23 protein-coding genes are annotated in these 24,575 nt (G+C 64.6%); 9 read left to right on the forward strand and 14 right to left on the reverse strand.

Translation table 11 applies throughout. From position 1 onward, the window contains the following. The first annotated feature begins 30 nt into the window (after positions 1–30). The gene (locus JQ572_RS06155; RefSeq protein WP_211382048.1) at positions 31–1,044 is read left to right on the forward strand and encodes an LLM class flavin-dependent oxidoreductase; all 1,014 of its coding nucleotides are present in this window, start codon (positions 31–33) and stop codon (positions 1,042–1,044) included. Between the two features lie 107 nt (positions 1,045–1,151). On the opposite strand, the gene JQ572_RS06160 is transcribed toward JQ572_RS06155, so the two are convergent. Next, the gene (locus JQ572_RS06160; RefSeq protein WP_211382049.1) at positions 1,152–2,012 is read right to left on the reverse strand and encodes a prephenate dehydratase; all 861 of its coding nucleotides are present in this window, start codon (positions 2,010–2,012) and stop codon (positions 1,152–1,154) included. A gap of 21 nt (positions 2,013–2,033) precedes the next feature. Continuing rightward, positions 2,034–2,774 (reverse strand): 3-deoxy-manno-octulosonate cytidylyltransferase, encoded by a 741-nt coding sequence (locus JQ572_RS06165; RefSeq protein WP_211382050.1) that lies wholly within the window; start codon positions 2,772–2,774, stop codon positions 2,034–2,036. Between the two features lie 218 nt (positions 2,775–2,992). Between JQ572_RS06165 and JQ572_RS06170 the strand changes: the two genes are divergently transcribed. The 6 genes from JQ572_RS06170 to JQ572_RS06195 all read left to right on the forward strand — a co-directional run bounded on the left by JQ572_RS06170 (position 2,993) and on the right by JQ572_RS06195 (position 11,480). After that, complete coding sequence (locus JQ572_RS06170) at positions 2,993–3,547, forward strand: c-type cytochrome (protein WP_211382051.1); 555 nt, start codon at positions 2,993–2,995, stop codon at positions 3,545–3,547. A 210-nt stretch (positions 3,548–3,757) separates the two neighbouring features. Next, positions 3,758–5,647 (forward strand): extracellular solute-binding protein, encoded by a 1,890-nt coding sequence (locus JQ572_RS06175; protein WP_211382052.1) that lies wholly within the window; start codon positions 3,758–3,760, stop codon positions 5,645–5,647. Between the two features lie 14 nt (positions 5,648–5,661). Further along, entirely contained in the window at positions 5,662–7,548 is a 1,887-nt protein-coding gene (locus JQ572_RS06180) for an extracellular solute-binding protein (protein ID WP_211382053.1), read from the forward strand. A 2-nt stretch (positions 7,549–7,550) separates the two neighbouring features. Then, positions 7,551–8,660 carry a microcin C ABC transporter permease YejB gene (locus JQ572_RS06185; RefSeq protein WP_211382054.1) on the forward strand — a complete coding sequence of 370 codons (1,110 nt, stop codon included), beginning with the start codon at positions 7,551–7,553 and terminating at the stop codon, positions 8,658–8,660. Beyond that, the gene (locus tag JQ572_RS06190; RefSeq protein WP_211382055.1) at positions 8,660–9,838 is read left to right on the forward strand and encodes an ABC transporter permease; all 1,179 of its coding nucleotides are present in this window, start codon (positions 8,660–8,662) and stop codon (positions 9,836–9,838) included. Before JQ572_RS06185 ends, JQ572_RS06190 begins: the two co-directional genes overlap by 1 nt. A 4-nt stretch (positions 9,839–9,842) precedes the next feature. After that, positions 9,843–11,480, forward strand: coding sequence for an ABC transporter ATP-binding protein (locus tag JQ572_RS06195; RefSeq protein WP_211382056.1), 1,638 nt, complete (start codon positions 9,843–9,845; stop codon positions 11,478–11,480). A 369-nt stretch (positions 11,481–11,849) separates the two neighbouring features. Here the strand turns inward: JQ572_RS06195 and JQ572_RS06200 are convergent, their stop codons facing one another. Beyond that, positions 11,850–12,704: a C40 family peptidase gene (locus JQ572_RS06200; RefSeq protein WP_211382057.1), complete on the reverse strand. Its 855-nt coding sequence runs from the start codon at positions 12,702–12,704 to the stop codon at positions 11,850–11,852. Then, positions 12,697–14,070: a leucyl aminopeptidase family protein gene (locus JQ572_RS06205; protein ID WP_211382058.1), complete on the reverse strand. Its 1,374-nt coding sequence runs from the start codon at positions 14,068–14,070 to the stop codon at positions 12,697–12,699. The genes JQ572_RS06200 and JQ572_RS06205 overlap by 8 nt, the downstream gene beginning before the upstream one ends. A gap of 201 nt (positions 14,071–14,271) precedes the next feature. On the opposite strand from JQ572_RS06205, the gene JQ572_RS06210 reads away from it, so the two are divergent. Continuing rightward, complete coding sequence (locus JQ572_RS06210) at positions 14,272–14,475, forward strand: hypothetical protein (RefSeq protein ID WP_211382059.1); 204 nt, start codon at positions 14,272–14,274, stop codon at positions 14,473–14,475. A 228-nt stretch (positions 14,476–14,703) separates the two neighbouring features. After that, positions 14,704–15,516: a tetratricopeptide repeat protein gene (locus JQ572_RS06215; RefSeq protein WP_211382060.1), complete on the forward strand. Its 813-nt coding sequence runs from the start codon at positions 14,704–14,706 to the stop codon at positions 15,514–15,516. A gap of 63 nt (positions 15,517–15,579) precedes the next feature. Here the strand turns inward: JQ572_RS06215 and JQ572_RS06220 are convergent, their stop codons facing one another. The 10 genes from JQ572_RS06220 to JQ572_RS06265 all read right to left on the reverse strand — a co-directional run bounded on the left by JQ572_RS06220 (position 15,580) and on the right by JQ572_RS06265 (position 24,504). Next, positions 15,580–16,554 carry a type II secretion system F family protein gene (locus JQ572_RS06220; protein ID WP_211382061.1) on the reverse strand — a complete coding sequence of 325 codons (975 nt, stop codon included), beginning with the start codon at positions 16,552–16,554 and terminating at the stop codon, positions 15,580–15,582. Between the two features lie 9 nt (positions 16,555–16,563). Further along, a complete protein-coding gene (locus JQ572_RS06225; RefSeq protein WP_211382062.1) occupies positions 16,564–17,541 on the reverse strand; it encodes a type II secretion system F family protein in 978 nt (325 codons plus the stop codon). Between the two features lie 16 nt (positions 17,542–17,557). After that, positions 17,558–19,021 (reverse strand): TadA family conjugal transfer-associated ATPase, encoded by a 1,464-nt coding sequence (locus tag JQ572_RS06230; protein WP_211382063.1) that lies wholly within the window; start codon positions 19,019–19,021, stop codon positions 17,558–17,560. Between the two features lie 20 nt (positions 19,022–19,041). Continuing rightward, a complete protein-coding gene (locus JQ572_RS06235) occupies positions 19,042–20,310 on the reverse strand; it encodes a CpaE/TadZ family protein (RefSeq protein WP_211382064.1) in 1,269 nt (422 codons plus the stop codon). Next, positions 20,307–21,041 (reverse strand): CpaD family pilus assembly protein, encoded by a 735-nt coding sequence (locus JQ572_RS06240; RefSeq protein WP_211382065.1) that lies wholly within the window; start codon positions 21,039–21,041, stop codon positions 20,307–20,309. The genes JQ572_RS06235 and JQ572_RS06240 overlap by 4 nt, the downstream gene beginning before the upstream one ends. A gap of 20 nt (positions 21,042–21,061) precedes the next feature. Next, positions 21,062–22,537, reverse strand: coding sequence for a type II and III secretion system protein family protein (locus tag JQ572_RS06245; RefSeq protein ID WP_211382066.1), 1,476 nt, complete (start codon positions 22,535–22,537; stop codon positions 21,062–21,064). Between the two features lie 11 nt (positions 22,538–22,548). Then, entirely contained in the window at positions 22,549–23,349 is an 801-nt protein-coding gene (cpaB, locus tag JQ572_RS06250; RefSeq protein ID WP_211382067.1) for a Flp pilus assembly protein CpaB, read from the reverse strand. Between the two features lie 128 nt (positions 23,350–23,477). After that, positions 23,478–24,002, reverse strand: a complete 525-nt coding sequence (locus tag JQ572_RS06255) for an A24 family peptidase (RefSeq protein ID WP_211382068.1) — start codon at positions 24,000–24,002, stop codon at positions 23,478–23,480. A 121-nt stretch (positions 24,003–24,123) separates the two neighbouring features. Beyond that, the gene (locus tag JQ572_RS06260) at positions 24,124–24,270 is read right to left on the reverse strand and encodes a hypothetical protein (RefSeq protein WP_211382069.1); all 147 of its coding nucleotides are present in this window, start codon (positions 24,268–24,270) and stop codon (positions 24,124–24,126) included. Positions 24,271–24,339: 69 nt separating this feature from the next. After that, complete coding sequence (locus JQ572_RS06265) at positions 24,340–24,504, reverse strand: Flp family type IVb pilin (RefSeq protein ID WP_027544253.1); 165 nt, start codon at positions 24,502–24,504, stop codon at positions 24,340–24,342. Positions 24,505–24,575 lie beyond the last annotated feature (71 nt).

Raw genomic sequence — 24,575 nt, forward strand, 5'->3', positions numbered from 1 at the left:
CCGCGCTGCCCTCCACTACGTTAACGCGCGATGATCCCGCTCTCAGTCCTCGACCTCTCCGTCGTCACCACAGGCACCAAGCCCGCCGCGGCGCTGCGCAACAGCATCGATCTGGCGCGCCATGTCGACGGGCTCGGCTATGTCCGCTACTGGCTCGCCGAGCACCACAATCTCGCTTCCGTCGCGAGCCCTGCGCCCGACGTGATGATCGGGCAGATCGCGGCGGTGACGAAGCACATCCGCGTCGGCTCGGGCGGCGTGATGCTGCCCAACCACGCCCCGTTGGTCGTGGCCGAGCGTTTCAAGATGCTGGAGGCGCTGTTTCCCGGCCGCATCGATCTTGGCCTTGGCCGCGCACCCGGCACCGATGGCGCCACGGCGTACGCGCTTCGCAGCCGGCTCGATCGCCGCGAGGGCGACGATTTCCTGGAGCGGCTGCACGAATTGATCCTGTGGCAGACCCGCGAATTCCCTGCTGGGCATCCCTACCACAACGTCGTCGCGATGCCCGACGACACGCCGTTGCCGCCGATCTGGCTGCTCGGCTCCAGCGATTATTCCTCGGAATTGGCGGCGCAAGTCGGCATGGGCTTCGCCTTCGCCCATCATTTCGCGTCCCACGACGCGATCGATGCGATGGTGCATTACCGCAATCGCTTCCAGCCCTCGGCCTGGAGTGCGAGCCCGCGCGCGATTCTCGCGGTCGCTGCTATCGTTGCCGATACCGACGAGGAGGCCGAAAAGCTAGCCACCTCGTTCGATCTCAACCGCCTGCGCCGCGACCGCGGCCAGTATCTGCCGTTGCCGAGCGTCGAGGAGGCGACGGCCTATCCCTATACGGCGTCCGAGCGCACCTCGATCCTGCGCAACCGCTCGCGCCTCTTCGTGGGCAATCCGGTGACGGTGCAGAAAAAGCTTCAGCCATTGATCGATGCCAGCAAGCCGGACGAGTTGATGGTGATCACGGCGGTCTACGACCACGACGCGCGAAAGAGGTCGTATTCGCTGCTGGCCGAGGCGTTCGGGCTCAGAGCGGCCGCGTAAACACTATCGTGCCCCGGACGCATCGCCCTTCAGCGGTGCGCCGCAGAGCCGGGGCCCATTGGAGCTTCTGGATCCCGGCTCGCGCTCCGCGCGTCCGGGACACGATTTCAATCCTGCTGCGTCTCGCTGAATGTCGCGCGGAACGGATGCCCCGGATACACGCCGACGATGCGGAATTCGCGCGAGAAGAATTTCAGTTCCTCGATGGCGAAGGCGAGGCCCTTGTCCTCGGGGTGGCCGTCGACATCGGCGTAAAACTGCGTGGCGAAGAAATTGCCGTCGACCATGTAGCTCTCGAGCTTGGTCATGTTGACGCCGTTGGTGGCAAAGCCGCCGAGCGCCTTGTAGAGCGCGGCCGGCAAATTGCGCACCCGGAACACGAAAGTCGTGACCAGCGGACCTGAGCCTTGCGCGGCCCATTTCGGTTCGCGCGCCAGCACCACGAAGCGCGTGGTGTTGTGCGCCTCGTCCTCGATATCCTCGGCGAGGATGTCGAGGCCGTAGATCTGTGCGGCGAGGCGCGAGGCGATCGCGGCGACGGTCTTGTTGTTGCGCTCGGAGATGTCGCGGGCGCTGCCTGCGGTGTCGGCGTGCACGATCGGCTTGATGCCGAGCTTGCGGATGATGCGGCGGCACTGGCCGAGCGCATGCACATGGCTCTCGACGCTCTTGATGTCCTCGAGCTTGGTCCCCTTCACCGCCATCAGCTGGTGCCGGACCGGCAAGAACCATTCGCCGATGATGAAGAGGCCGGAGGCCGGCAGCAGATGATGGATGTCGGCGACGCGGCCCGCGACCGAATTCTCGATCGGGATCATGCCGAGATCGGCCTCGCCCGAAGAGATCGCCGACAGCGCGTCTTCGAAGGTGGCGCAGGGCATCGGCTCGGCGTCGGGATAGGCTTCGACGATAGCGATGTGGGAATTGGCCCCAGGCTCACCCTGGAATGCGATTTTCATCTTGCTCATGCTCGGCTTTGTAACAGCGGCTCAGGATTTGGAAAGGATGCTGCGCGCGGTCTCAAGGTCCGCCGGCGTGTCGACCCCGCGGGGCACGGTATCGACGATGGTAAAGTCGATGCGCATTCCGGCTTCCAGGGCCCGGAGCTGCTCGAGCTTCTCCTGTAATTCCAGCGGCGAGGGCGGCAGCGAGACGTAGCGCTCTAGCGCGGCGCGGCGGTAGGCGTAGAGGCCGATATGGTGGTAACGCGGTCCGTCGCCGGTCGGCGCCGTGGCGCGGGTGAAATAAAGTGCGCGCATGCGCCTGCCACCGAGCGAGGTCCCGATCGCCTTCACGACGCTCGGTGCGAGGTCCTCCTCCTGGGTGTGGATCTGCGAGGCCAGCGTCGCGATGTCCACGGCCGGATCTTGCAGCGGCGGCAGCACCTCGCGGATGTTGTCGATCGTAATGGTCGGGAAATCGCCCTGGAGATTGACCACGATCTCGGCCTTGCCGTCCGGATCGAGCTTCTGCATGGCCTCGTGGATACGGTCGGAGCCGGAGGGGTGCTCCGGGCGTGTCATCACGGCCTCGCCGCCATGGGCAGTGACGACCGAGGCGATCTCGGCCGTGTCGGTTGCGACCGCCACCCGGCCGATTCGGGCGGCTTCGGCGCGGCGCATCACGTGCACGATCATCGGCAATCCCGCGATATCGGCGAGCGGCTTGCCGGGCAGGCGGGTGGCGGCCATGCGGGCCGGGATCAGCACCAGGATGCGGGGATCGGTCATCGGGTCAAGGGCCTGGAAACGGGGCGTTTTCCGCGCCGAGAAATGGGGTGGGGACGGGCCTGAAGCCCGCTCGCTTATACGGGTTGCCAGACCCCGGGCAAACCGATATCTCAATGGCAAAACTCGGGGAAACAATAAGGAATGTTTGATTCTCCCGAGGCTCGTCCTGGCGGCCGTTCGGCCGCTGTTCCTTCTTGCGGTGTGGGGCCTGGCCGGAAATGGACTCTTTCGAACTGAACAAGATTCTCGGTGCCGTGCTCGGCACCTGTCTGATTCTGCTGGTGACGAGCTTCACCGCGAGTGCGCTGTTCTCGCCCAAGATGCCGGAAAAGCCGGGCTTCGAGATCGCCGTGAAGGAAGACGCCGGCCACGGCAAGGAAGGCGGCGCTCCTGCCGCAGCCTCCGAGCCGATCGAGAAGCTGCTCCAGACCGCCTCGGTCGAAAAGGGCGCCTCCGCCGCCAAGAAGTGCGGCGCTTGCCATACCTTCGAGAAGGGCGGCCCGAATCGCGTTGGTCCGAACCTCTTTGGCGTCGTCGGCGACCATGTCGGCGAGGGCCGTGGCGGCTTCAACTTCTCGGCCGCGATGAAGAGCAAGGGCGGCACCTGGGATTTCGATGCGCTCAACAAGTTCATCGCAAATCCCAAGGCGGCTGTCCCTGGCACTGCGATGGGCTTTGCCGGCATCCCGAAGGATAGCGAGCGTGCCGACGTGATCGCTTACCTGAACAGTCTCTCCGACAGCCCGAAGCCGCTGCCGACCGCGGCAAAGTAGGTTTCTCGGCATTGAGCTGGACTATGCGGCCAGGCTGAAAAGCCTGGCCGTTTTCATATCCGGGCCTCGCGGTGACGTTATCGGGGCGTTTGGCCGCATTGGATGGAGCGGCCGGGCTTCCAAGATGAGGAAAAAGCAACATATTCCGTCGAAACCTCGCCTATATTGGGACCTTAAAGGAGTAGCCTCCTTCAAGACAGGAATGTTGATTTGGCCATTACCCGACGCGATCTCCTGCTCACCGGCACTGCTGCCGCAGCGCTTCCCGCCCTCGGTGTTCCCGTTGTTGGATCGGCGCAGGCGCAGCCGGCGAGCGAACTCCCATGGCGCCACGCGCTGTCGCTATTCGGAAAGGTCAAGTACCCCGCCGACTTCAAGCGCTTCGACTACGTCAATCCGGAAGCGCCCAAAGGCGGCGTCGCGCGCCAGATCGCCGTCGGCACCTTCGACAATTTCAACATCGTCGTTTCGGGTGTGAAGGGGCAGGTCGCCGGTGCCGTGGCGTTCATCTACGAAACGCTTCTGACACCCTCGCTCGACGAAGTTTCGACCGAATATGGCGCGCTGGCCGGGGCCGTCAGCCACCCCGCTGATTTCTCCTTCGTCACCTATCGTTTGCGGCCGCAGGCCAAATGGCACGACGGCCAGCCGGTCACCCCGGACGACGTGATCTTCTCGCTCGATTCCTTTAAGAAGCACCACCCGATGTACTCGGCGTACTACAGCCATGTGGTGAAGGCCGAGAAGGTCGGCGAGCGCGAGGTGAAGTTCGTGTTCGATGCGCCGGGCAATCGCGAACTGCCGCAGATCGTCGGGCAGCTCACGGTCTTGCCGAAGCATTGGTGGGAGGGGACGGACGCGCAGGGCCGCAAGCGGGATGTCTCCGCCACCACGCTTGAAGTGCCGCTGGGTTCGGGTCCCTACAGGGTCAAGGAATTCGTTGCCGGACGGTCGATCGCGCTGGAGCGCGTCAAGGATTATTGGGGGCGCGACTTCGCCGCCAATGTGGGCCGCAACAATTTCGACGAGATGCGCTACGAGTATTTCCGCGATGCCACCGTCGCGATCGAGGCTTTCAAGGCCGATCAGGTGGACTGGCGCACCGAGAACAGCGCAAAGAACTGGGCGACGGCCTACGACTTCCCGGCCGTGAGCGAAAAGCGCGTGATCCTCGAGGAGTTCGCCAATCGCAGCTCGGGCGTCATGCAGGCTTTCGTGCCCAACCTGCGCCGCGCCAAGTTCAAGGATCCTCGCGTGCGTCGTGCGCTCAACTGTGCGTTCGACTTCGAGGAGATGAACAAGCAGATCTTCTACGGCCAGTACAAGCGCATCAGCAGTTATTTCGACGGCATCGACGAGCTCATGGCGACCGGCTTGCCGCAGGGCAAAGAGCTCGAGATCCTCGAGACCGTCCGCGCCGAGGTCCCGCCCGAAGTCTTCACGACGGCCTACACCAATCCGGTCGGCGGCAGTCCGGAAGCCGTGCGCGACAATCTGCGTGAGGCGCTGCGCCTGTTCAAGGAAGCCGGCTACGAGGTGCGCGACCGCAAGCTGGTCGATGTCAAGACCGGCGCTCAGTTCTCCCTGGAGTTGCTGAACTCGGATCCGAGCTTCGAGCGGATCACGCTGTTCTACAAGCCGTCGCTGGAACGGCTCGGCATCGCTGTCAGCGTGCGGACGGTCGACCCGACTCAATACGAGAACAGGACCCGCGAGTGGGATTTCGACATCGTCACCAATTCCTGGGGCGAGTCGCAGTCGCCGGGCAATGAGCAGCGCGAATTCTGGTCGTCGAAGTCGGCCGACATCCCGGGGTCGCGCAACATTGCCGGCATCAAGAATCCGGCGATCGACAAACTGGTCGAGCGAGTGATCTACGCCACGGGGCGCGACGATCTCGTCGCGGCAACCAAGGCGCTCGACCGCGTGTTGCTGTGGAACCACTACGTCGTGCCGCAATGGACCTATTCGAAGGTCCGCACCGCCCGCTGGGATCGTTTCGGTCGGCCGGCGGAGTTGCCCAAATACGGGCAGTCGGGCTTCCCGTTCATCTGGTGGTACGACGCAGACAAGGCGGCGCGGATCGCAAAGAAGTCGTGAAGGACATCCCCCGCATGACGCAGATGTCACGCCGCCATGTGCTAGCCTTCGGTGTCGGCGGTGCCCTCGGTGCGTCCCTTGGAGCGCCGCTGTTGCGCGGCGCGGCGGCGTCGGAAGCGGGGACCGAGGCGCACGGCATCTCGGCGTTCGGCGATCTCAAGTACCCGGCTGACTTCCGCCATTTCGACTATGTCAATCTCGACGCGCCGAAGAGGGGCACGTTCTCGCTGATTCCTTCCGTGCGCGCGTATAATCAGTCCTATCAGACCTTCAACTCGCTCAACGCCTTCATCCTGAAAGGGGATGGCGCGCAAGGCATGGACATGACGTTTGCGCCGCTGATGCTGCGCGCGAATGACGAGCCGGACGCGATGTACGGGCTTGCCGCCAGATCCGTGCGGATATCGCCGGACAGGCTGGTCTATCGCTTCACGATGCGGCCCGAGGCGAAATTCCACGACGGCGCCAAGCTCACTGCGCACGATGCTGCGTTTTCGCTGACCGCACTGAAGACCAAGGGCCATCCGCTGATCATCGTGCAGCTGCGCGACATGGTCAGCGCGGAAGCGATCGACGATGCGACGCTTGTCGTGACCTTCGCCAAGGGGCGAGCACGTGACGTTCCGCTCTATGTGGCGAGCCTGCCGATCTTCTCGAAAGCGTATTATGCGTCCCGGCCGTTCGACGAAACGTCTCTGGAGATCCCGCTGGGCTCGGGTCCGTACAAGGTCGGCAAGTTCGAGGTCAATCGCTACATCGAGTTCGAGCGGGTGAAGGACTGGTGGGCCGCCGATCTGCCGCCCTGTCGCGGTAGCTATAATTTCGACGTCGTGCGCTACGAATTCTATCGCGACCGCGATGTCGCCTTCGAGGGGTTCACCGGCAAGAATTATCTCTACCGCGAGGAGTTCACCTCCCGCATCTGGGCGACGCGCTATGACTTCCCCGCCGCGAAGGATGGTCGCGTCAAGATGGAGGTCGTGCCCGACGACACGCCGTCCGGTGCGCAAGGCTGGTTCATCAACACGCGGCGTGACAAATTCAGGGATCCTCGCGTACGCGAGGCCCTGATCGATGCCTTCGACTTCGAGTGGACCAACAAGACCATCATGTACGGTGCCTATGCCCGTACGGTGTCGCCGTTCCAGAATTCGGACCTCATGGCGAGCGACGGGCCGCCGTCACCGGAGGAGCTCAAGCTGCTGGAGCCTTTTCGCGGCCAGGTTCCCGACGAGGTGTTTGCCGCACCGTTCACGCCGCCGGTTTCGGACGGCTCCGGGCAGGACCGCAGCCTGCTGCGCAAGGCGCAGCAATTGCTGAGCGAGGCCGGCCTGCCGATCAAGGACGGCAAGAGGGTGCTGCCGAACGGCGAGATCTTCAGGATCGAATTCCTGTTGGACGAGGCTTCGTTCCAGCCGCACCATGCGCCCTACATCAAGAATCTTGCGACGCTCGGGATCGAAGCGAGCGTGCGCCTGGTCGATGCCGTGCAACACAAGGCGCGCCAGGAAGATTTCGACTTCGACATGACGATCCAGCGCTTCAGCATGTCGGCGACTCCGGGCGATGCCATGCGCGCGTTCTTTTCTTCGCAGGTCGCCGCAACCAAGGGCTCGTACAATCTCGCTGGCGTCGCCAGCCCTGCCATCGATGCCATGATCGAGAAGATCATGGCGGCCGACAACCGCGAGGAATTGACCGTCGCCTGCCGTGCCTTCGACCGACTGTTTCGCGCCGGCCGTTATTGGGTGCCGCAATGGTATAACAAGACGCACCGGCTTGCTTACTGGGATCAGTTCGGTCATCCGCAAAAGCTACCGCGCTATGCCAATGGCGTCGGCGCCCCCGATATCTGGTGGTCCGACCCCGCCAAGGTCGCCAAGCTCGAGCAGGCAAAATAGCCATGAGCGCCTATATCGCCCGCCGCATTCTCCTGATGATCCCGACCTTGCTCGGGATCCTCTTCGTCTCCTTTGTCGTTGTGCAGTTCGCGCCGGGCGGCCCGGTCGAGCGCGTGATCGCGCAACTCTCCGGTGCCGACACCGGCGGCAGCTCGCGCATTTCGGGCGGCAGCGACTTTGCGCAGCGCGCCCCGGGGCAGTTAGGGGCCGGCGGCGATGCCATCAACTCGAAATATCGCGGTGCGCAGGGACTTGACCCCGATTTCATCAAGAAGCTGGAGGTGCAGTTCGGCTTCGACAAGCCGGCACCGGAGCGCTTCGCGCTGATGGTATGGAATTTCGCCCGCTTCGACTTCGGCAAGAGCTATTTTCGCGACGTCAGCGTGCTCCAGCTCGTCAAGGAAAAGTTGCCGGTCTCGATCTCGCTCGGCATCTGGCTGACGCTGCTGACCTATCTGATCTCGATTCCGCTCGGCATCCGCAAGGCGGTCAGGGACGGCACGCGCTTCGACACCTGGACATCGAGCGTGCTCGTGCTCGGCTATGCCATACCCGGCTTCCTGTTCGCGATCCTCCTGATCATCCTGTTTGCCGGAGGCTCGTTCTTCAACTGGTTTCCGCTGCGCGGACTGACCTCCGACGGCTGGTCGCAGTTTCCCTGGTACTGGAAGATCATCGATTACTTCTGGCATTTGGCGCTGCCGCTGATCGCCATGGGGCTCGGTGCGTTCACCACCATGACGTTCCTGACCAAGAACTCGTTCCTGGACGAAATCCGCAAGCAATACGTGATGACGGCGCGCGCGAAGGGCTGCAGCGAGAACCGGGTGCTCTATGGCCACGTCTTCCGCAACGCGATGCTGATCGTCATCGCGGGCTTTCCCAGCACCTTCATTCACGCCTTCTTCTCGGGCTCGCTTCTGATCGAGACGATCTTCTCGCTGGACGGACTGGGGCTGCTCAGCTTCGAGAGCGTACTCAACCGCGACTACCCCGTGGTGTTCGGCACGCTCTTCATCTTTTCGCTCGTCGGCCTCGTGGTCAACCTCATCTCTGACCTGACCTACATGTGGATCGATCCGCGGATCGATTTCGAGGCACGGGAGGTCTGATGACGCTGACCGCCCCTACCCCGATCGAAACCACCGCGAAGTCGCCGCTCGGCGATGCGGTGCCGATCACGCGCAAGCCGTTCGTGCCGTCGCCGCTCAACAGGCGGCGCTGGCAGAACTTCAAGGCGAACCGGCGCGGCTTCTGGTCGCTCTGGATCTTCATGATCCTGTTCGTGGTGTCGCTGTTCGCCGAGCTGATCGCAAACGATCGGCCATTTCTGGTGAAGTATGACGGTCATCTCTACTGGCCGGCCTTCGTCACCTATTCGGAGACGACTTTCGGCGGCGATTTCGAAACCGCGGCCGACTACCGCGATCCCTATCTACAGAAGCTGATCAAGGACAAGGGCGGCAGCATCGTCTGGCCGCTGATCCGCTACTCCTACGACACCCACAACCTCGATCTGCCCACGCCGGCCCCCTCGGCGCCGACCTGGATGCTGACGGAAGCGCAGTGCAAGCCGGTCGTCGAGAAGAAGGGCCTGAAGAGCTGTCGCGACCTCGAATACAACTGGCTCGGGACCGACGACCAGGGCCGCGACGTGGTGGCGCGGCTGATCTACGGTTTCCGCATTTCGGTGCTGTTCGGCCTCTGCCTGACCATTGTCTCCTCCGTCGTCGGCATCGCAGCCGGCGCGGTGCAGGGCTATTTCGGCGGCTGGATCGACCTGCTGTTCCAGCGTTTCATCGAGATCTGGACCGCGATCCCTTCGCTCTATCTGCTGCTGATTCTGTCGTCAGTGCTCGTGCCGGGCTTCTTCGTGCTGCTCGGTATCCTGCTGTTGTTTTCCTGGGTATCGCTGGTCGGACTCGTGCGCGCGGAATTCCTGCGCGGGCGCAATTTCGAGTACATCCAGGCGGCGCGGGCACTCGGGGTTTCCAACGCCGTGATCATGTTCAAGCATCTGCTGCCGAACGCGATGGTCGCGACCATGACGTTCCTGCCGTTCATCGTCTCCTCGTCGGTCATGACGCTCACGGCCCTCGATTTCCTCGGCTTCGGATTGCCACCCGGCTCGCCGTCGCTCGGCGAGCTGCTGTCGCAGGGCAAGTCGAACGTGCAGGCGCCTTGGCTGGGTTTCTCCGGCTTTTTCTCGGTCGCGATCATGCTGTCGCTTTTGATCTTCATCGGCGAAGCCGTGCGCGACGCCTTCGATCCGCGCAAGACCTTCAGGTAAGTCGATGGACGCGATCAACCAGCCCCTGCTTGCCGTGCGCGACCTCTCGGTAGCCTTCCACCAGGGCGGCGCCACCACGCTCGCGGTCGACAAGGTTTCGTTCCAGATCAGGCGCGGCGAGTGCGTGGCGCTGGTCGGCGAATCCGGTTCCGGCAAGTCGGTCAGCGCGCTTTCGATCCTGAAACTGCTGCCCTATCCCAACGCGTCGCATCCCTCGGGCAGCATCCGCTTCAAGGGACGCGAGCTGATCGATCAGTCCGAGCGAGAGATGCGGGAGATTCGCGGCAGCGACATCTCCATCATCTTCCAGGAACCGATGACCTCGCTCAATCCGCTGCACACGATCGAGGCGCAGATCGGCGAGATCATCCAGCTGCACAATCCGACCAGCAATGCGCAGGCGCGCAAGCGGACGCTGGAACTGCTGACGCAGGTCGGCATTCCCGAGCCCGAGACGCGGCTGAGCAGCTATCCGCACCAGCTTTCCGGCGGCCAGCGCCAGCGCGTGATGATCGCGATGGCGCTCGCCAACGAGCCGGACCTGCTGATCGCGGACGAGCCGACCACCGCGCTCGACGTCACCGTGCAGGCGCAGATCCTGGCGCTGCTCGCCGAGATCCGCTCACGGCTCGGCATGAGCCTGCTCTTCATCACCCACGATCTCGGCATCGTGCGCCGCATCGCCGACCAGGTCTGCGTCATGAAGGGCGGCGAGATCGTCGAGCAGGGACCGGTCGAGCAGGTCTTCAAGACCCCGAAACACCCTTATACGCGCGACCTGCTCGCGGCGGAGCCGAAGCCGGATCCGGCGCCGCCGCAGCCGGACGCGCCCGTGGTGATGTCGGCCGACGATCTGAAGGTATGGTTTCCGATCAAGCGCGGCCTGATGCGCAAGACGGTCGGCCACATCAAGGCGGTCGACGGCGTCAGCCTCGCCGTGCGCAAGGGCGAGACGCTCGGTGTCGTCGGCGAATCCGGCTCGGGCAAGACGACGCTGGGGCTCGCACTGCTGCGGCTGATCTCCTCGAACGGACGCATCGTGTTTCTGGGCAAGGACATCCAGGGCCTTCGCTTCAAGGAGATGCGGCCCTTCCGGCGCGACATGCAGATCGTGTTCCAGGACCCGTTCGGCTCGCTCAGCCCGCGCATGTCGATCGCGGACATCATCGCCGAAGGTCTTTCCGTGCACCAGCCAAAGCTGTCGCGCGAGGAGCGCGAGACGCGCGTCGTCAAGGCGCTCGAGGATGTCGGGATGAAGCCGGACACCCGCTACCGCTATCCGCACGAGTTCTCGGGCGGGCAGCGCCAGCGCATCAGCATCGCGCGGGCCGTGGTGCTGGAGCCGGATTTCGTCGTGCTGGACGAGCCGACCAGCGCGCTCGACATGTTGTTCCAGGCGCAGATGGTTGACTTGTTGCGCGAGCTCCAGCGCAAGCGCGAGCTCACCTACATGTTCATCTCGCACGATCTGCGCGTCGTTGCCTCGCTTGCGAGCCATCTCATCGTGATGCGCGGCGGCAAGGTGGTCGAGGAAGGCCAGGCGGCCGAGCTGTTCAAGAACCCGAAGACCGATTACACGCGCGCGCTGTTCGCGGCGGCGTTCCGGCTGGAGACGGCTGGGAACGGGTCGGTCGCAACCTGATCCTGCGTGATCGCAATCACGGCGGCTGAGCGATCGCTGCGACATCCTGTGCGCATGGTCGTGAGACGGTCTCGCGGCAGCGACAGGAGTGCAGAGATGACATCCAGTGCAATCGACGCGCAAGCGACGTGTGAGCTATCCGCAGGCGAGCTCGAGCAGGTTGCCGGTGGCGGCGTATGGACGACAGGCCCCGGCCGGAACTACGAACCGCCCCCGCCGCTGCGCGTCGAGAATGCACCCCAAATGGGTGGTGGCGGCAATAAGCTGAACCTGCCGCACTTGCACGCATTCTAGTCTAGGAGGCATACGGTGAGATGGATGGAGCGGACGATGGACTTCGTTGCGCTTTACCCATCCTGCGGCATGACTCTACAGCCGCTTGATCGCGATGATTTCGCTGCCTGCCTGCTTGATTCGCGCGATCGCCGGTCCGATCGGCTCGATCGCAGTGGCCATGTGATGCGCGTTGGCGTGAACGATGGTGCTGCCATCGCGGACGATGGCGACATGGCCCTTCCAGAAGATCAGGTCGCCGCGTTGCAGCTTGCTGCGCTCATGCGGTTCCAGCGCGCGGCCGAGACCAGCGTGTTGCATGTCGCTGTCGCGCGGGCAGCCGATCCCCGCCGATGTCAGCGAGACCTGGACCAGACCTGAGCAATCGATACCGAAACTGCTCTTGCCGCCCCAGAGATAGGGGGTGCCGACAAAGCGCTCGGCGACTGCGACGAAATCCGGCTCGCGATGATCGAGCGGGGCGAGATGGGTCTTCGGCAGATATGCCCCGTCGCGCGTGACGGCGAAACTGCCGTCCTCGCGCGCGACCGCGATCTTCGATCCCAGCAGCAGCGTGCCGGCCGGTGGCAGCTTGATCGAGGGGCCGGGGAAGGCGAACGTCCGCAGCGCGCTGACCACGTGGGTCGGAGCGGCCGAGGGCTTCATGAGCGCCGCGTCCGGCAGCCAGCCGACATAGCCGTCATCGGAAAGCTGCCCCCAGGCCCAGCCTTCGCCGTTGCGATCGTAGACCGTGACCCGTTCGCCGCGCAGCGCTTCCGTCATCAGCATCGCGTTCGACGACGGCTGTTCGCGCATGGGCGCGATCGCCTCGACTATCTCGAACTCCTCGCCCGTGACGAAGCGATCGGCCGGCACCTTGCCTTCGAGATATTTCGCGGCGATGTCACCCCGCGCCGGTGTCAGCCTAGGATCGTTTCGTGGATCATGCATAGCGCTCGCTCAGCAATGTGTAGATAGCGCGCGCGGCCTGGCACTCGCCGCCCTCGGGACGCGCCGGCTTTGCCGATGGCGTCCAGCCATAAATATCCACGTGAAGCCAACTCTTGGCCTGCTCGACGAAGCGCTGCAGGAACAGCGCGCAAACGATCGAGCCGGCGAAGCCGCCCGAGGGCGCGTTGGTGATGGTGGCGGTCTTGGAGTCCAGCCACGCATCGTAAGCCGGCCACAGCGGCATGCGCCACAACGGATCGTTCTCCTTCGCCGCGCAGCGCGCGACGTCGGCGGCAAGCGTCTCATCATTGGTGTAAAAGGGCGGTAAATCAGGCCCTAGCGCGACGCGTGCGGCGCCGGTCAACGTGCCGAGATCGATCAGCAGGTCGGGGCTTTCCTCGTCGGCGAGCGCCAGCGCATCGGCGAGCACAAGGCGCCCTTCCGCGTCAGTATTGCCGATCTCGACCGTGATGCCCTTGCGCGAGGTAAAGATGTCGAGGGGGCGGAAGGCATTGCCGGCGACCGCGTTCTCGACCGCCGGGATTAGCACGCGCAGCCGCAGCTTCAGCTTCGCATCCATCACCATCCGCGCCAGCGCCAGCACGTTGGCGGCGCCGCCCATGTCCTTCTTCATGATCAGCATGCCGCTCGACGGCTTCAGGTCGAGGCCGCCGGTATCGAAGCAGACGCCCTTGCCGACCAGCGTCACCCTGGGATGAGCCGGATCGCCCCAGCCGATGTCGATCAGCCGCGGCGCGCGGTCCGAGGCCATGCCGACGGCATGGATCAGCGGAAAATTCGCTTTCAAATCCTCGCCGATGGTGCAGTCGAAGCTTGCGCCGAATTCGGCGGCGAGATCCTGCGCGGCTGCGGCCAGCTCCTCCGGCCCCATGTCGTTGGCCGGCGTGTTGATGAGGTCGCGCGCCAGCATCGCGGCATCCGCCATGCGGTCGATCTCGGCCGCGTCGACGCCGTCGGGCGACACCAGGCGGACCTCGGGGCGATCCGCCTTGCGGTAGCGGGCGAACCGGTAGCTGCCGAGCGCGAAGGCGAGTGCGGCGAGCCGTGCATCGTGCGGTGCATTGGCGAAGCGATAGATGCCCGGCGGCAGCAGTCCGGGCAGGGCGCCCGGCCGGAACAGGTCGCGCGATCTTGCGGCCGCGTCCTCGATGCCGAACAGCACTTGCGCGATCGCGCCGTCGGGCGCGGGCAGGGCGAGATAGCCGCCCGGCTTGGCGGCAAAGGCGTTTGCTGCGGCGAACTGACGCTGCGCCGGCGGCAGCGTCTCGGCGACCTGATCCCAGCTCGACTTGGTGACGAAGGTGATCGGGATGGCGGTGGACGACGTCTCGAAGACAGAAGGCATTGGCGGGTCCGGATCGTCAGATCAAACGGGTCATGCGAACGGACGAGACTTCGCAGAGTTTCGCGGCGGCCGCAATCGGCTTTGCTATCACCGCCCGGTGAGCCGCTACTCGCAGCAAGGGTGCCATGCTAGGTTCCGGCAACGGCCACAAGGCGCCAGATCGCCGGCGGCCGACGACGAAGCCGCCGGGGAGGGAATGCAATGGAATCTGTGTGGAGCATGGTCACATTCATCGGCCAGGCCGTCGAGGCGATTTTCGGCTATGTCGAGCACCATCATTGGATCTTCGCATTCCTTGCCGGTGGCTACGTCCTCTACCTCCACGACCGTTCCGTTCATGCGCGCTTCGATGCGCTCGACAAGCGCATCGACGAAATCCGCAAGCGGCTCGCCATCGAATATTGACTGGGCGAGAGCATCATCGGGCAGGCCAGTATCCATGTTGGGAACTGCCGTTCACGTGAGCGCGGCCACGGGACAATGTGCTCGGCCTCGATCCGGGGCTCCGCGGCGAGTCGCCGCCGCGCACGCCGCCATGACAGGCGCGGCCGTCCGGCGTTAACCGGCCGTTAGGGTTAACAGTCTATTGCTGGCGCGTTCGGCTCGATCAATAGGCTCGAGAGTCAAAGCGTCATGCGTCAACGGTTCAGTCTTGCACGGCTTCTTGCGTCCACCTCGCTGGTCGCGGCGGTGGCCATGGGCCTCGGCGGCTGCACGGCGATGTCGAAACTCTCCGACGTCACGGGCTCGATCGGGCCGCATGCGGAGGCCGCTCCCGCCGATCCCGCACGCGCCGTCGACGTCTATGGCGAGCGCTACCGTGCCAATCCCAAGGACGCCGACGCGGCCCTCGCTTATGGCCAGGCCTTGCGCGCCAACGGTCAGCGCGCCCAGGCTGCCGCCGTGCTCGAGCAGGCGACCATTGCCAATCCCGGCAACAAGGCGCTGCTAGCCATGTACGGCCGTGCGCTCGCCGACAACGGCAATTTCCAACAGGCCTTCGACGTGTTGTCGAAGGCGCATTCGCCCGACAACCCGGATTGGCGCCTGCTCTCGGTGCAAGGGACCGCGCTCGATCAGATGGGCCGTCATGATGAAGCGCGTTCGTATTATGCGAGTGCGCTGAAGATCGCGCCCGGCGATCCCGGCGTGCTCTCCAATCTCGGCCTGTCCTATATGTTGTCGAGAGATCTGCCGAAGGCAGAAGACGCGCTTCGGCAGGCCTACGCCTCGCCGCGCGCAAACGCGCGGGTGCGTCAGAATCTCGGTCTGGTGGTCGGTCTCCAGGGCCGATTCGCCGAAGCCGAGACCATCGTGAAGGCGGACCTGCCGCCCGACCAGGCCGCGGCCAATGTGGCCTATCTCAAGGAAATGCTGACCCGCAGCGACGCCCCGCGTGGCGGGCCGAAGCGGACTCCGGTCGCCTCGCTCCGCCAGCCCGACTGATCACACCTGACCGTCTCGATCGTGGAGCCGCCGGCGCGAGCCGCGCGCGGCCCGCGTTCTATGTCATTGCATCTCGGAGATCTTGATGCCGGTCGGTCCGAGAATGACGACGAACAGCACGGGCAGGAAGAACAGGATCATCGGCACCGTCAGCTTCGGCGGCAGGGCTGCAGCCTTCTTCTCGGCCTCGTTCATGCGCATGTCGCGATTTTCCTGCGCCATGACGCGCAGGGAATGCCCGAGCGGGGTGCCGTAACGCTCCGCCTGCTGGAGCGCGAGACAGACCGACTTGACGCCCTCGAGCCCGGTGCGCCGTGCCAGGTTCTCATAGGCGACCTTTCGATCCTGCAGATAGGACAACTCGGCCGTGGTCAGGGTGAACTCTTCCGACAGCGCGATCGACTGGCCCACGATTTCGGTTGCTACCTTCCGGAACGCCATCTCGACCGACATGCCGGATTCGATGCAGATCAGGAGAAGGTCGAGTGCATCGGGGAAGGCGCGCTTGATCGAGAGCTGTCGCTTGGAGATCGCGTTCCTGAGGAACAGCATCGGCGCCTGAAGGCCGAGATAGGCCGCGCCGACGCAGATGCCGATCTTGATCGGTATCGACTGCTGCATATGCGCAATCAGGAACACGTAGACGACGGACCCGACGAACAGCACCATCGGGGCGACCATGCGGGCAAACAGGAAGGTGACGTAAGGCGCCTGGCCGCGATAACCCGCCATGATGAGCTTGTCCCGCGCGGCTTCCTGCGCGAGCCATTTGGTGAGGTTGAAGTCCTCGACGACCTTCGAGACGAGTTGCTTCGGCGTCTGGCGCAGCGAGACCTTTTCGCTCTTGTGGAGGCGTTCGCGCTCGCGCTGCCGGATGCGCTCACGCTCGCTCGCCACGGCCTTCATGCGCTTGGAGAGGCCCTCGCCGGCGAATAGCGGCATCACCAGCGTGTAGACGGTGGCGCTGGCGGCGATGGCCGCCAGCAGCATGGTCATGAAGCGGACGTCATGTAGCTTCGAAACGAGAAACTCAACCATACTGCACCGTCAGAAATCGAAGTTGATCATCTTCTTCATCACCATGATGCCGATACCCATCCAGACGACACAGCAGACCAGCATGAGCTGGCCGGTAGGATGGGTCCACAGCATCGAGATGTAATGTGGCGTCGTGAGATAGACGAGGAACATCACGATCGGCGGCAGCGAACCGATGATGCCGGCCGAGGCCTTGGCTTCCATCGACATCGCCTGGATCTTTTCCTTCATCTTCTTGCGGTCGCGCAGCACCTTGGAGAGGTTGCCGAGCGCTTCGGAGAGATTGCCGCCTGATTTCTGCTGGATCGAGATGACGATGCCGAAGAAATTGGCCTCCGGCAGCGGCATGCGATCGTAGAGGCGCGAGCAGGCCTCGCCGAGCGGCATGCCGATCGCCTGCGTCTCGATGATCTGGAGGAACTCGCCGCGCAGCGGCTCCGGCGCGTCGGCGGCGACGACCTTGATCGATTCGAACAGCGGCAGGCCTGCCTTGATGCCGCGGACGATCACGTCGACCGCGTCGGGCAGCGCCTTCAGGAATTTGGCTTCGCGACGCTTCTTCAGGAAGCCAAGCGCCCAGCGCGGCAGGCCGAAGCCGCCGGCAAAGGCGAGGCCGGCGGCGCCGAGCAGGCCGCCGCCGACGAACATGGCGACTGCGAACAGCGCGCCCGCCACGACGGCGGACACGATCCAGAATTTCTGCGGCGTCCAGTCGAGCCCTGCCTGCGACAGCCGGACGTTGAGCGGAACGCTCTTCTCCTGCTGGCGCCGTGCCTCGAGGTCCTTGAGCGAGCTCTCGACCTGCTCGCGGCGCGAACGCTGGCTCTTCTCGCTCTGCTTGGCAGCGGGTGCGTCGGCGCGCGCGATCGAGGCGCGGCGACCTTCCGCCTTTCGCTCTCCGGACAGGAGCGGATAGAGGAACACCCAGGCGATGCCGCCGACGGCGGCGGTGGCGAGGAAGGCGAGGGCGAGGACCTGCATGTTCATGGCTGTGCTGACCTGCTCACGTCGTCGGCGCGACTTCCGCGGCGTCGAGCGCAGCGGCAAGGCGTTTCTCGTCGCCGTAATAGCGGGCGCGCTCCCAGAACTTCGGACGGCCGATGCCGGTCGAGCGGTGCCGGCCGATGATCTTACCGTTGGCGTCCTCGCCGACCATGTCGTAGAGGAAGATGTCCTGCGTGATGATGGTGTCGCCTTCCATGCCCATCACCTCGGTGATGTGGGTGATGCGGCGCGAGCCGTCGCGCAGACGCGCCGCCTGGACGATGACGTCGATCGAGGCGCAGATCATCTCGCGAATTGTTCGCGACGGAAGCGAGAAGCCGCCCATCGTGATCATGGATTCGCAGCGCGACAGCGCCTCGCGCGGATTGTTGGCGTGCAGCGTGCCCATCGAGCCGTCATGGCCCGTGTTCATGGCCTGAAGCAGGTCGAACGCTTCGGGTCCGCGGACCTCGCCGACGATGATGCGTTCGGGGCGCATACGCAGGCAGTTGCGCACCAGCTCGCGCATGGTGACCTGACCCTCGCCCTCGATGTTGGGCGGCCGGGTTTCCAGCCGGACCACATGCGGCTGCTGAAGCTGGAGTTCGGCGGCGTCTTCGCAGGTGATGACGCGCTCGTCGTGCTCGATGTAGTTGGTCAGGCAGTTGAGCAGCGTGGTCTTGCCCGAGCCGGTGCCGCCGGAGATCAGCACGTTGCAGCGGACGCGGCCGATGATCTGGAGGATCTCGGCGCCCTCCGGCGAGATCGCGCCGAACTTGACGAGCTGATCGAGCGTCAGCTTGTCCTTCTTGAATTTGCGGATGGTGAGCGTGGGGCCGTCGATCGACAGCGGCGGCACGATGGCGTTGACGCGGGATCCGTCGGCAAGGCGCGCGTCGCAGATCGGCGAGGATTCGTCGACGCGCCGGCCGACCTGGCTGACGATGCGCTGGCAGATGTTGAGGAGCTGCTGGTTGTCGCGGAAGCGGATACCGGTGCGCTGGATCTTGCCGGCGACCTCGATGTAGACGGTGTTGGCGCCGTTGACCATGATGTCGGCGATGTCGTCGCGTGACAACAGCGGCTCCAGCGGACCGTAGCCGAGGACGTCATTGCAGATGTCGTCGAGCAGCTCTTCCTGCTCGGCGATCGACATCACGATGTTCTTGATCGCGATGATCTCGTTGACGATGTCGCGGATTTCCTCGCGCGCGGATTCCGAATCGAGCTTGGCGAGCTGGGCAAGGTCGATGGCTTCGATCAGCGCGCCGAAGATGGTCGCCTTGACTTCGTAATAATTGTCCGAGCGGCGGGCATCCATGGTCGGCGCGGGCTTCGCCGGGGCAAGCGGCGGCGAGGCGACGGCCGGGGGCGGCGGCGCGCGCGACACCGCGGGCGCCGGAGCCTGGATAGGCTCTGGCGCCACGGCGCCGGGCTTCGGGGCCCGAGAGTCGGTGTCTGTTCCGCTACGCTTACCGAACACTTAACAGCTCCATGCGGCGGCTATTTTCCCCGCAACTTCTCAATCAGGGGTGAAAGCAGGGACGACTTTTGCTTCTTCGTCTCGCTGCGGCCGGTCAGCCGCTGGGCGATCTGAAGGAACATTTCGATCGACTTGTGGTTGGCCGAGATCTCCGCGATCATCTGGCCGTTATTGGCTGCCGAGCCGAAGATCTGCGGCTCGAACGGGATCGAGACGACCGGCTGGCTCTCGATCGCCTTGGCGAACTCCGCTGCGGCGATCTCGGGCCGTTTTGGCACGCCGACCTGGTTCAGGCAGTAGAGCGGCGGCCTGTCGTTGGGGCGCGCGGCCTTCAGGAGATCGAACAGGTTCTTGGTGTTGCGCAAATTGGCGAGATCGGGCGCCGCCACGATCAGAATGTCGTCGGCTCCGATCAGGGCGCGCTTGGTCCAGCCGGTCCATTGGTGCGGAACGTCGAGCACGATGCAGGGCATCGTGGAGCGCAGTGTGTCGAATACGGCATCGAAGGCGTCGGTGCCGAAATCATAGACCCGGTCGAGCGTGGCCGGCGCCGCCAGCAGGCTGAGGTGGTCGGTGCATTTCGACAGCAGGCGATCGATGAAGGCGGTGTCGACGCGGTCGGGCGAGAACACGGCGTCGGCAATGCCCTGGGGCGGGTCCTGGTTGTAGTCGAGCCCGGCAGTGCCGAAGGCGAGATCGAGGTCGGCGACGACCGCGTCCATCGCGAGATCGCGCGCGATCGCCCAGGCGACGTTGTGGGAAATGGTCGAAGCGCCGACGCCGCCCTTGGCGCCGACCACCGCGATGATGCGGCCGACCGCCTTGGCTTCGGGGGCCGAGAACAGGTTGCAGATCGAGCGCACGACGTCGATCGCGCCGACCGGCGCGAGCACGTAATCGCTGACGCCGCGGCGCACCAGCTCGCGGTAGAGCGTGACGTCGTTGATGCGGCCGATCACGACGACCCTCGTGCCGGCGTCGCAGACGGTTGCGAGGTGGTCGAGCCCGCCCAAGAGGTCGTTGCGCCCGTCGCTCTCGAGCACGATCACGTTCGGCGTCGGCGCCGAGCGGTAGGCTTCGACCGCGGCGGCCATGCCGCCCATCTGGATCTTCAGGTGGGCCTTGCCGAGACGGCGATCCTCGCCGGCCGACTGGACCGCGGCAGCAGTTTCCACGGTCTCGCAGAAGGCCTGGACCGAGACGCGCGGCGCAGGCGCAATATGCTCCTCGACCGGCGTGGGAGCCGCGTCCGGCTGCTCTTCGGGTGTCTGGCGAGCGTAGCTGATCATTTGCCGGTATCGCTGAGTTTGGCCCTGTCGGCTTCCGGATAGGCAACCGCCGTCGGCACGCCCTTGCGATATTTCTCGAACGCAGCGGTGCGCCGCGCCGTGTAGGACGGCGTTTCGGGACGCGGCTGCTCGAGGTCCGAGGGATTGTCGACCATGGCTGCGAGGTTGCGCTGATAGGCGCAGCCGTAATTGTAGTATTCCTTGTTCTCGAACCAGCCCTTGTTCTTCATCGAGGGGCCGATGTCATCCGGCCACAGGCCGCAGGGGCCCGCGACCGCGGCGATCTTGGAATAGGTCAGCCGGATCGGTGGCAGGAAGCGCTTGTCTTCCGGCTGATAGGGGCGGGCGATGATGCCACGTGGCGGAACCCCCGCCGCCGCCAGCATCGCCTGAATTTCATGCATCGACTCGGCGACCGGACGCGCGTTGGGCGTACCGGCCGGCACGTCGATATGGATGGCGCCGGTGCCCTCGTGCAGCCAGGACGATGCCACACCCATCACGTCGGCGCGCTGCGCCGCGGTCAACCCGCCGCGGGCGTGGCCGACGAAGACGACGATCGAGCGGTTCTGCTCCTCGATCGCGATCGGATGACGCTGCTTGTAGCTGTCGGGAATGGATGCCGTGACCGCTTCGTCGTGCTGGCAGCCGCCGAGCGCGAGCGCGATGCCGACGAGCGCGCCACCGAAGCCGATGGCGCGTCTGCGAATCTGGGGTGGTGTTGTGGTCATAACGAAGTCCCCGTTCCGCTTTAGTCGGTGATGAAGCCGTAGGTGCCGCGGTAGTTCCGGGCCGGTTCGGTCCGGCCAGGCACGCCGTAGATTCGGTTGATGTTGCCGAGCAGCTCGACTTGCGGATCGGGAGGCGCCGAGAAGCCGTCATCCGGCCGCGACAGATCCTTTTGCGCCACTGCGCGAACGATATAGGGCGTCACGATCACGACCAGCTCGGTCGCGTTGTTGACGAAGTCGCGGCTGCGGAACAGCGTGCCGAGGACCGGCAGCTGCATCAGGCCCGGCAGTCCGCTGATCGCCTGCTTGGTCTGCTGCTGGATCAGGCCGGCCATCGCCATCGCGCCGCCGGAGGGAATCTCCAGCGAGGTCTCGGCCCGGCGTGTCTTGATCGAAGGCACCGTGAGCGAGTTCACCGAGGTCGAGGTCACGGCCTGCGACAGTGTGATCGCATTCTCGTTCGACAGTTCCGAGACCTCGGTCATCACCCGCAGGCTGATCTTGCCTTCGGTCAGAACGACGGGGGTGAAGTTGAGCGAGATGCCGAACTTCTTGAAGCTGATCTGGGTGGTACAGACATGCGTCGTGGGATCGCACGCATAGCCCGCCGGCACCGGGAATTCACCGCCGGCGATGAAGGTCGCCGACTCGCCGGAGATCGCGGTCAGGTTCGGCTCGGCCAGCGTCCGGATCACGCCGGCGGTCTCCATGGCGCGCAGGGTGGCCTGCACCGACGGGGTCGCGCCGAACTTCGTGGTCAGACTGTTGCCGTCCACCAGATTCTTGCCGAGAGCGGTAAACGGGTTGGAATTCGAGAAGCTCACCACGGACGTGCCGTAGTTGAGGTTGGCGGTAAGGTCGATGCCGAGCTGCTTGACGATGTTGCGCGCGACTTCCGCGACCGTCACCTTGAGCATGACCTGGTCGCGGCCGCGGACCACGATCGAATTCACGACCTTGTCGGCGCCGCCGGCGAGGCGCGCGGCGACATCGTTTGCCTGCTGCGCTTCCAACGGGTTCGCCGCAGTGCCGGTCAGCACGATGCCTTCGCCGAGGCCGTCGATCTGGATGTCGGAATTGGGCAGGATCTGCTTCAGCGCGGCCCGCGCGCCGTTGAGGTCGCGCTTGACCGCGATGTCATAGGCCGCAATTTGCTGGCCGGCGGAATCGAAGAACACGATGTTGGTCTGCCCGACCGCGGCGCCGATGATGTAGGCGCGCTGCGCCGAGCGGACCACCGCATTGGCAATCTTGGGGTCGGCGACCAGCACGTCCTTGATGTCGCGCGGAAGGTCGATCACGATGGACTTGCCGATGCCGAGCGAGAGGAATCGCGCGTTCATCTGGCCGTCGGCCGCGACCGGCGCCGTGGGCCGGTAGTCGGCGGCGACCACGGGGGTCAACACCGGGTTGAGTGCCAGCGCGAAGGCGGCCGAAAACGACAGGGCGCGGACCATTGAGGTTCGCATCGTCGCAAGCTCAGCCCTGCATTTCATATCGCCTGTCCTCATCGTGTCTTCGCCGTCTGACTTGGAATGCCGTAGCGGATGATCGAGACGCCGTCGCGCTTCTGCGTGGATTCATCGAGCGTGATTTCGCTCATCTTGACGTCGACGATGCTGCGCAGTGCCAGCGTCAGCGTGCCGCTCTGGCGCGCGGCGGAGAGCGTCGCAGTCTGCGCGGGGTTGAGCTCGAGGGTGACGGTCTTGCCGACCACCGCATTCTGGCCGTCCTTCTCCTTCGGCGCCTGGTCGATGGCGAGGACGCGGATATTGGCCAGGATGATCTCGGACGTGACGAGATCGGGAGCGCCGCTGTTCTGGTCCGGATTCTTGAGACGGCGTGTCAGAAGCACGTCGACGCGGTCGTTGGGCAGGATGAAGCCGCCTGCACCGCTCTCGGGCGAGATCTCGGTCGAGATCGCCCGCATGCCGGTGGGAAGGATTGCCGCCATGAAGCCCGAGCCTTCGGCCTTGACCAGCTTCTGGTCGCGAATCGGCTCACCCTGGATGAAGGGCGAACGCGCGATCGAACCGGTCACCTGGGTCGCGCCCTCGGGACGCTCGTTGCGGCGGATGAAGGTGGCGCTGGCGGTCGCGGCCGGCCAGGTCTGCCATTGCACGTCGTCCGGTTTGACGGTCTGGCCGAGTCCGATGTCGTTCTTGGCCACCAACACGTCGACGGTCGGAAGCTGCGCGACCGGAGCCGCCGGAGGCGGCGCAGAATTGTCCGAGCCGCTCGCCAGGTACGCGGCGACGCCGCCGGCGCAGATGGCGACCGTCAGGACGACAATGCGTGCCCTATTCATACGCTTCACTTTCCAACTAAACGCCGCGACGCTGCCGCCGCCGTAATCGGCAGTTGACCAGCTATTCGTCAAAGCATGGTTAATGAGGCGTATCTAAATCGCCTTAACGCCGGGTTTACCCGATGCGTTCAGCGCAGTGCGAGATGGGCAAGGTCGATCGCCTTCACCCATTCGGTCTCCGGGTAGACCATCAGCGCGCTCATCGCGAGCGCGATACCGTAGGGAATGCCACTCTCCTTGGCGTGCAGTCGTGCGAGCCAGGCCTGGCCCGCCAGCCCGTAAGGCAGCGGCCATTGCCGGAACTGGAGCAGGAGCAGCGTCAGCGCCCCGCCGAACAGCGAGGCATAGAGCAGGAAGTTCATCAGCTGCGCGAAACCGAACCAGAGCGCGACGGATGCCGCGACCTTGGCGTCGCCGCCGCCGACCCAGCCCATCGCAAAACAGGTGAAGGCCGCGACCAGGACGAGCGCGCCTGCGCCGACATGGCCCAGCAGCTCGTAAGGTGCCATGCCACCGGCGAGCGCGAGCGCGAAGAAGCCGGCGACCAGCGCCAGCGACACGCGGTTCGAGATCGTCATCGTGAAGAGATCGCTCGCGGCGGCAAACGCGATCAGGGCAGGGAAGAGCAGAAGGCGCGCAAGGTCGAGGATCATGAGCTGCGTCTTGAGGCCTGGGTTTGCCTGGGAGCTGGCGTCGCCGGATGCTAGCCCGCAGTGCTAAATAAACCGACAACGGCGATGCGGTCTTGCGGGGCGGATCTCGCCGGTTGCGCGCTCACCAGAGGCTGGCAATGCGCGCGGCGAGCGCGGCCGTCGCAAGCAGAAGCGCAAGGCAGACCCAATAGGCCGGCGAGCCGGTCCGAGCGTCCTGCGCCTCGTTCGCCGCGACCGCGGCATCCGTTCTGTACTCGTGCAACGCCACTGGAACTTGCCGTCTTGAAAAACAAAGGCCCCGGGAGCTCCGGGGCTTTTGCCGTCGTTCGTCGGTCGCTTACTTCAGCGAGGTGCTGATCGAGGTGAACTTGGTGTTCAGCGTGGTGCCGAGATTGTTGACGACGGTGATGATGGCCAGTGCGATACCGGCGGCGATCAGGCCGTATTCGATGGCGGTGGCGCCGGATTCATCCTTCGCGAAACGCGCAATCAGGTTCTTCATGAACAAAACTCCGTCTGGGTTGGATCGCCTCGTTCGGCGCTGGACTTGACGGGATGAACATGAGAGCGAGC

Source organism: Bradyrhizobium sp. SZCCT0153, from assembly GCF_018129995.1.
Taxonomy (GTDB): domain Bacteria; phylum Pseudomonadota; class Alphaproteobacteria; order Rhizobiales; family Xanthobacteraceae; genus Bradyrhizobium; species Bradyrhizobium japonicum_G.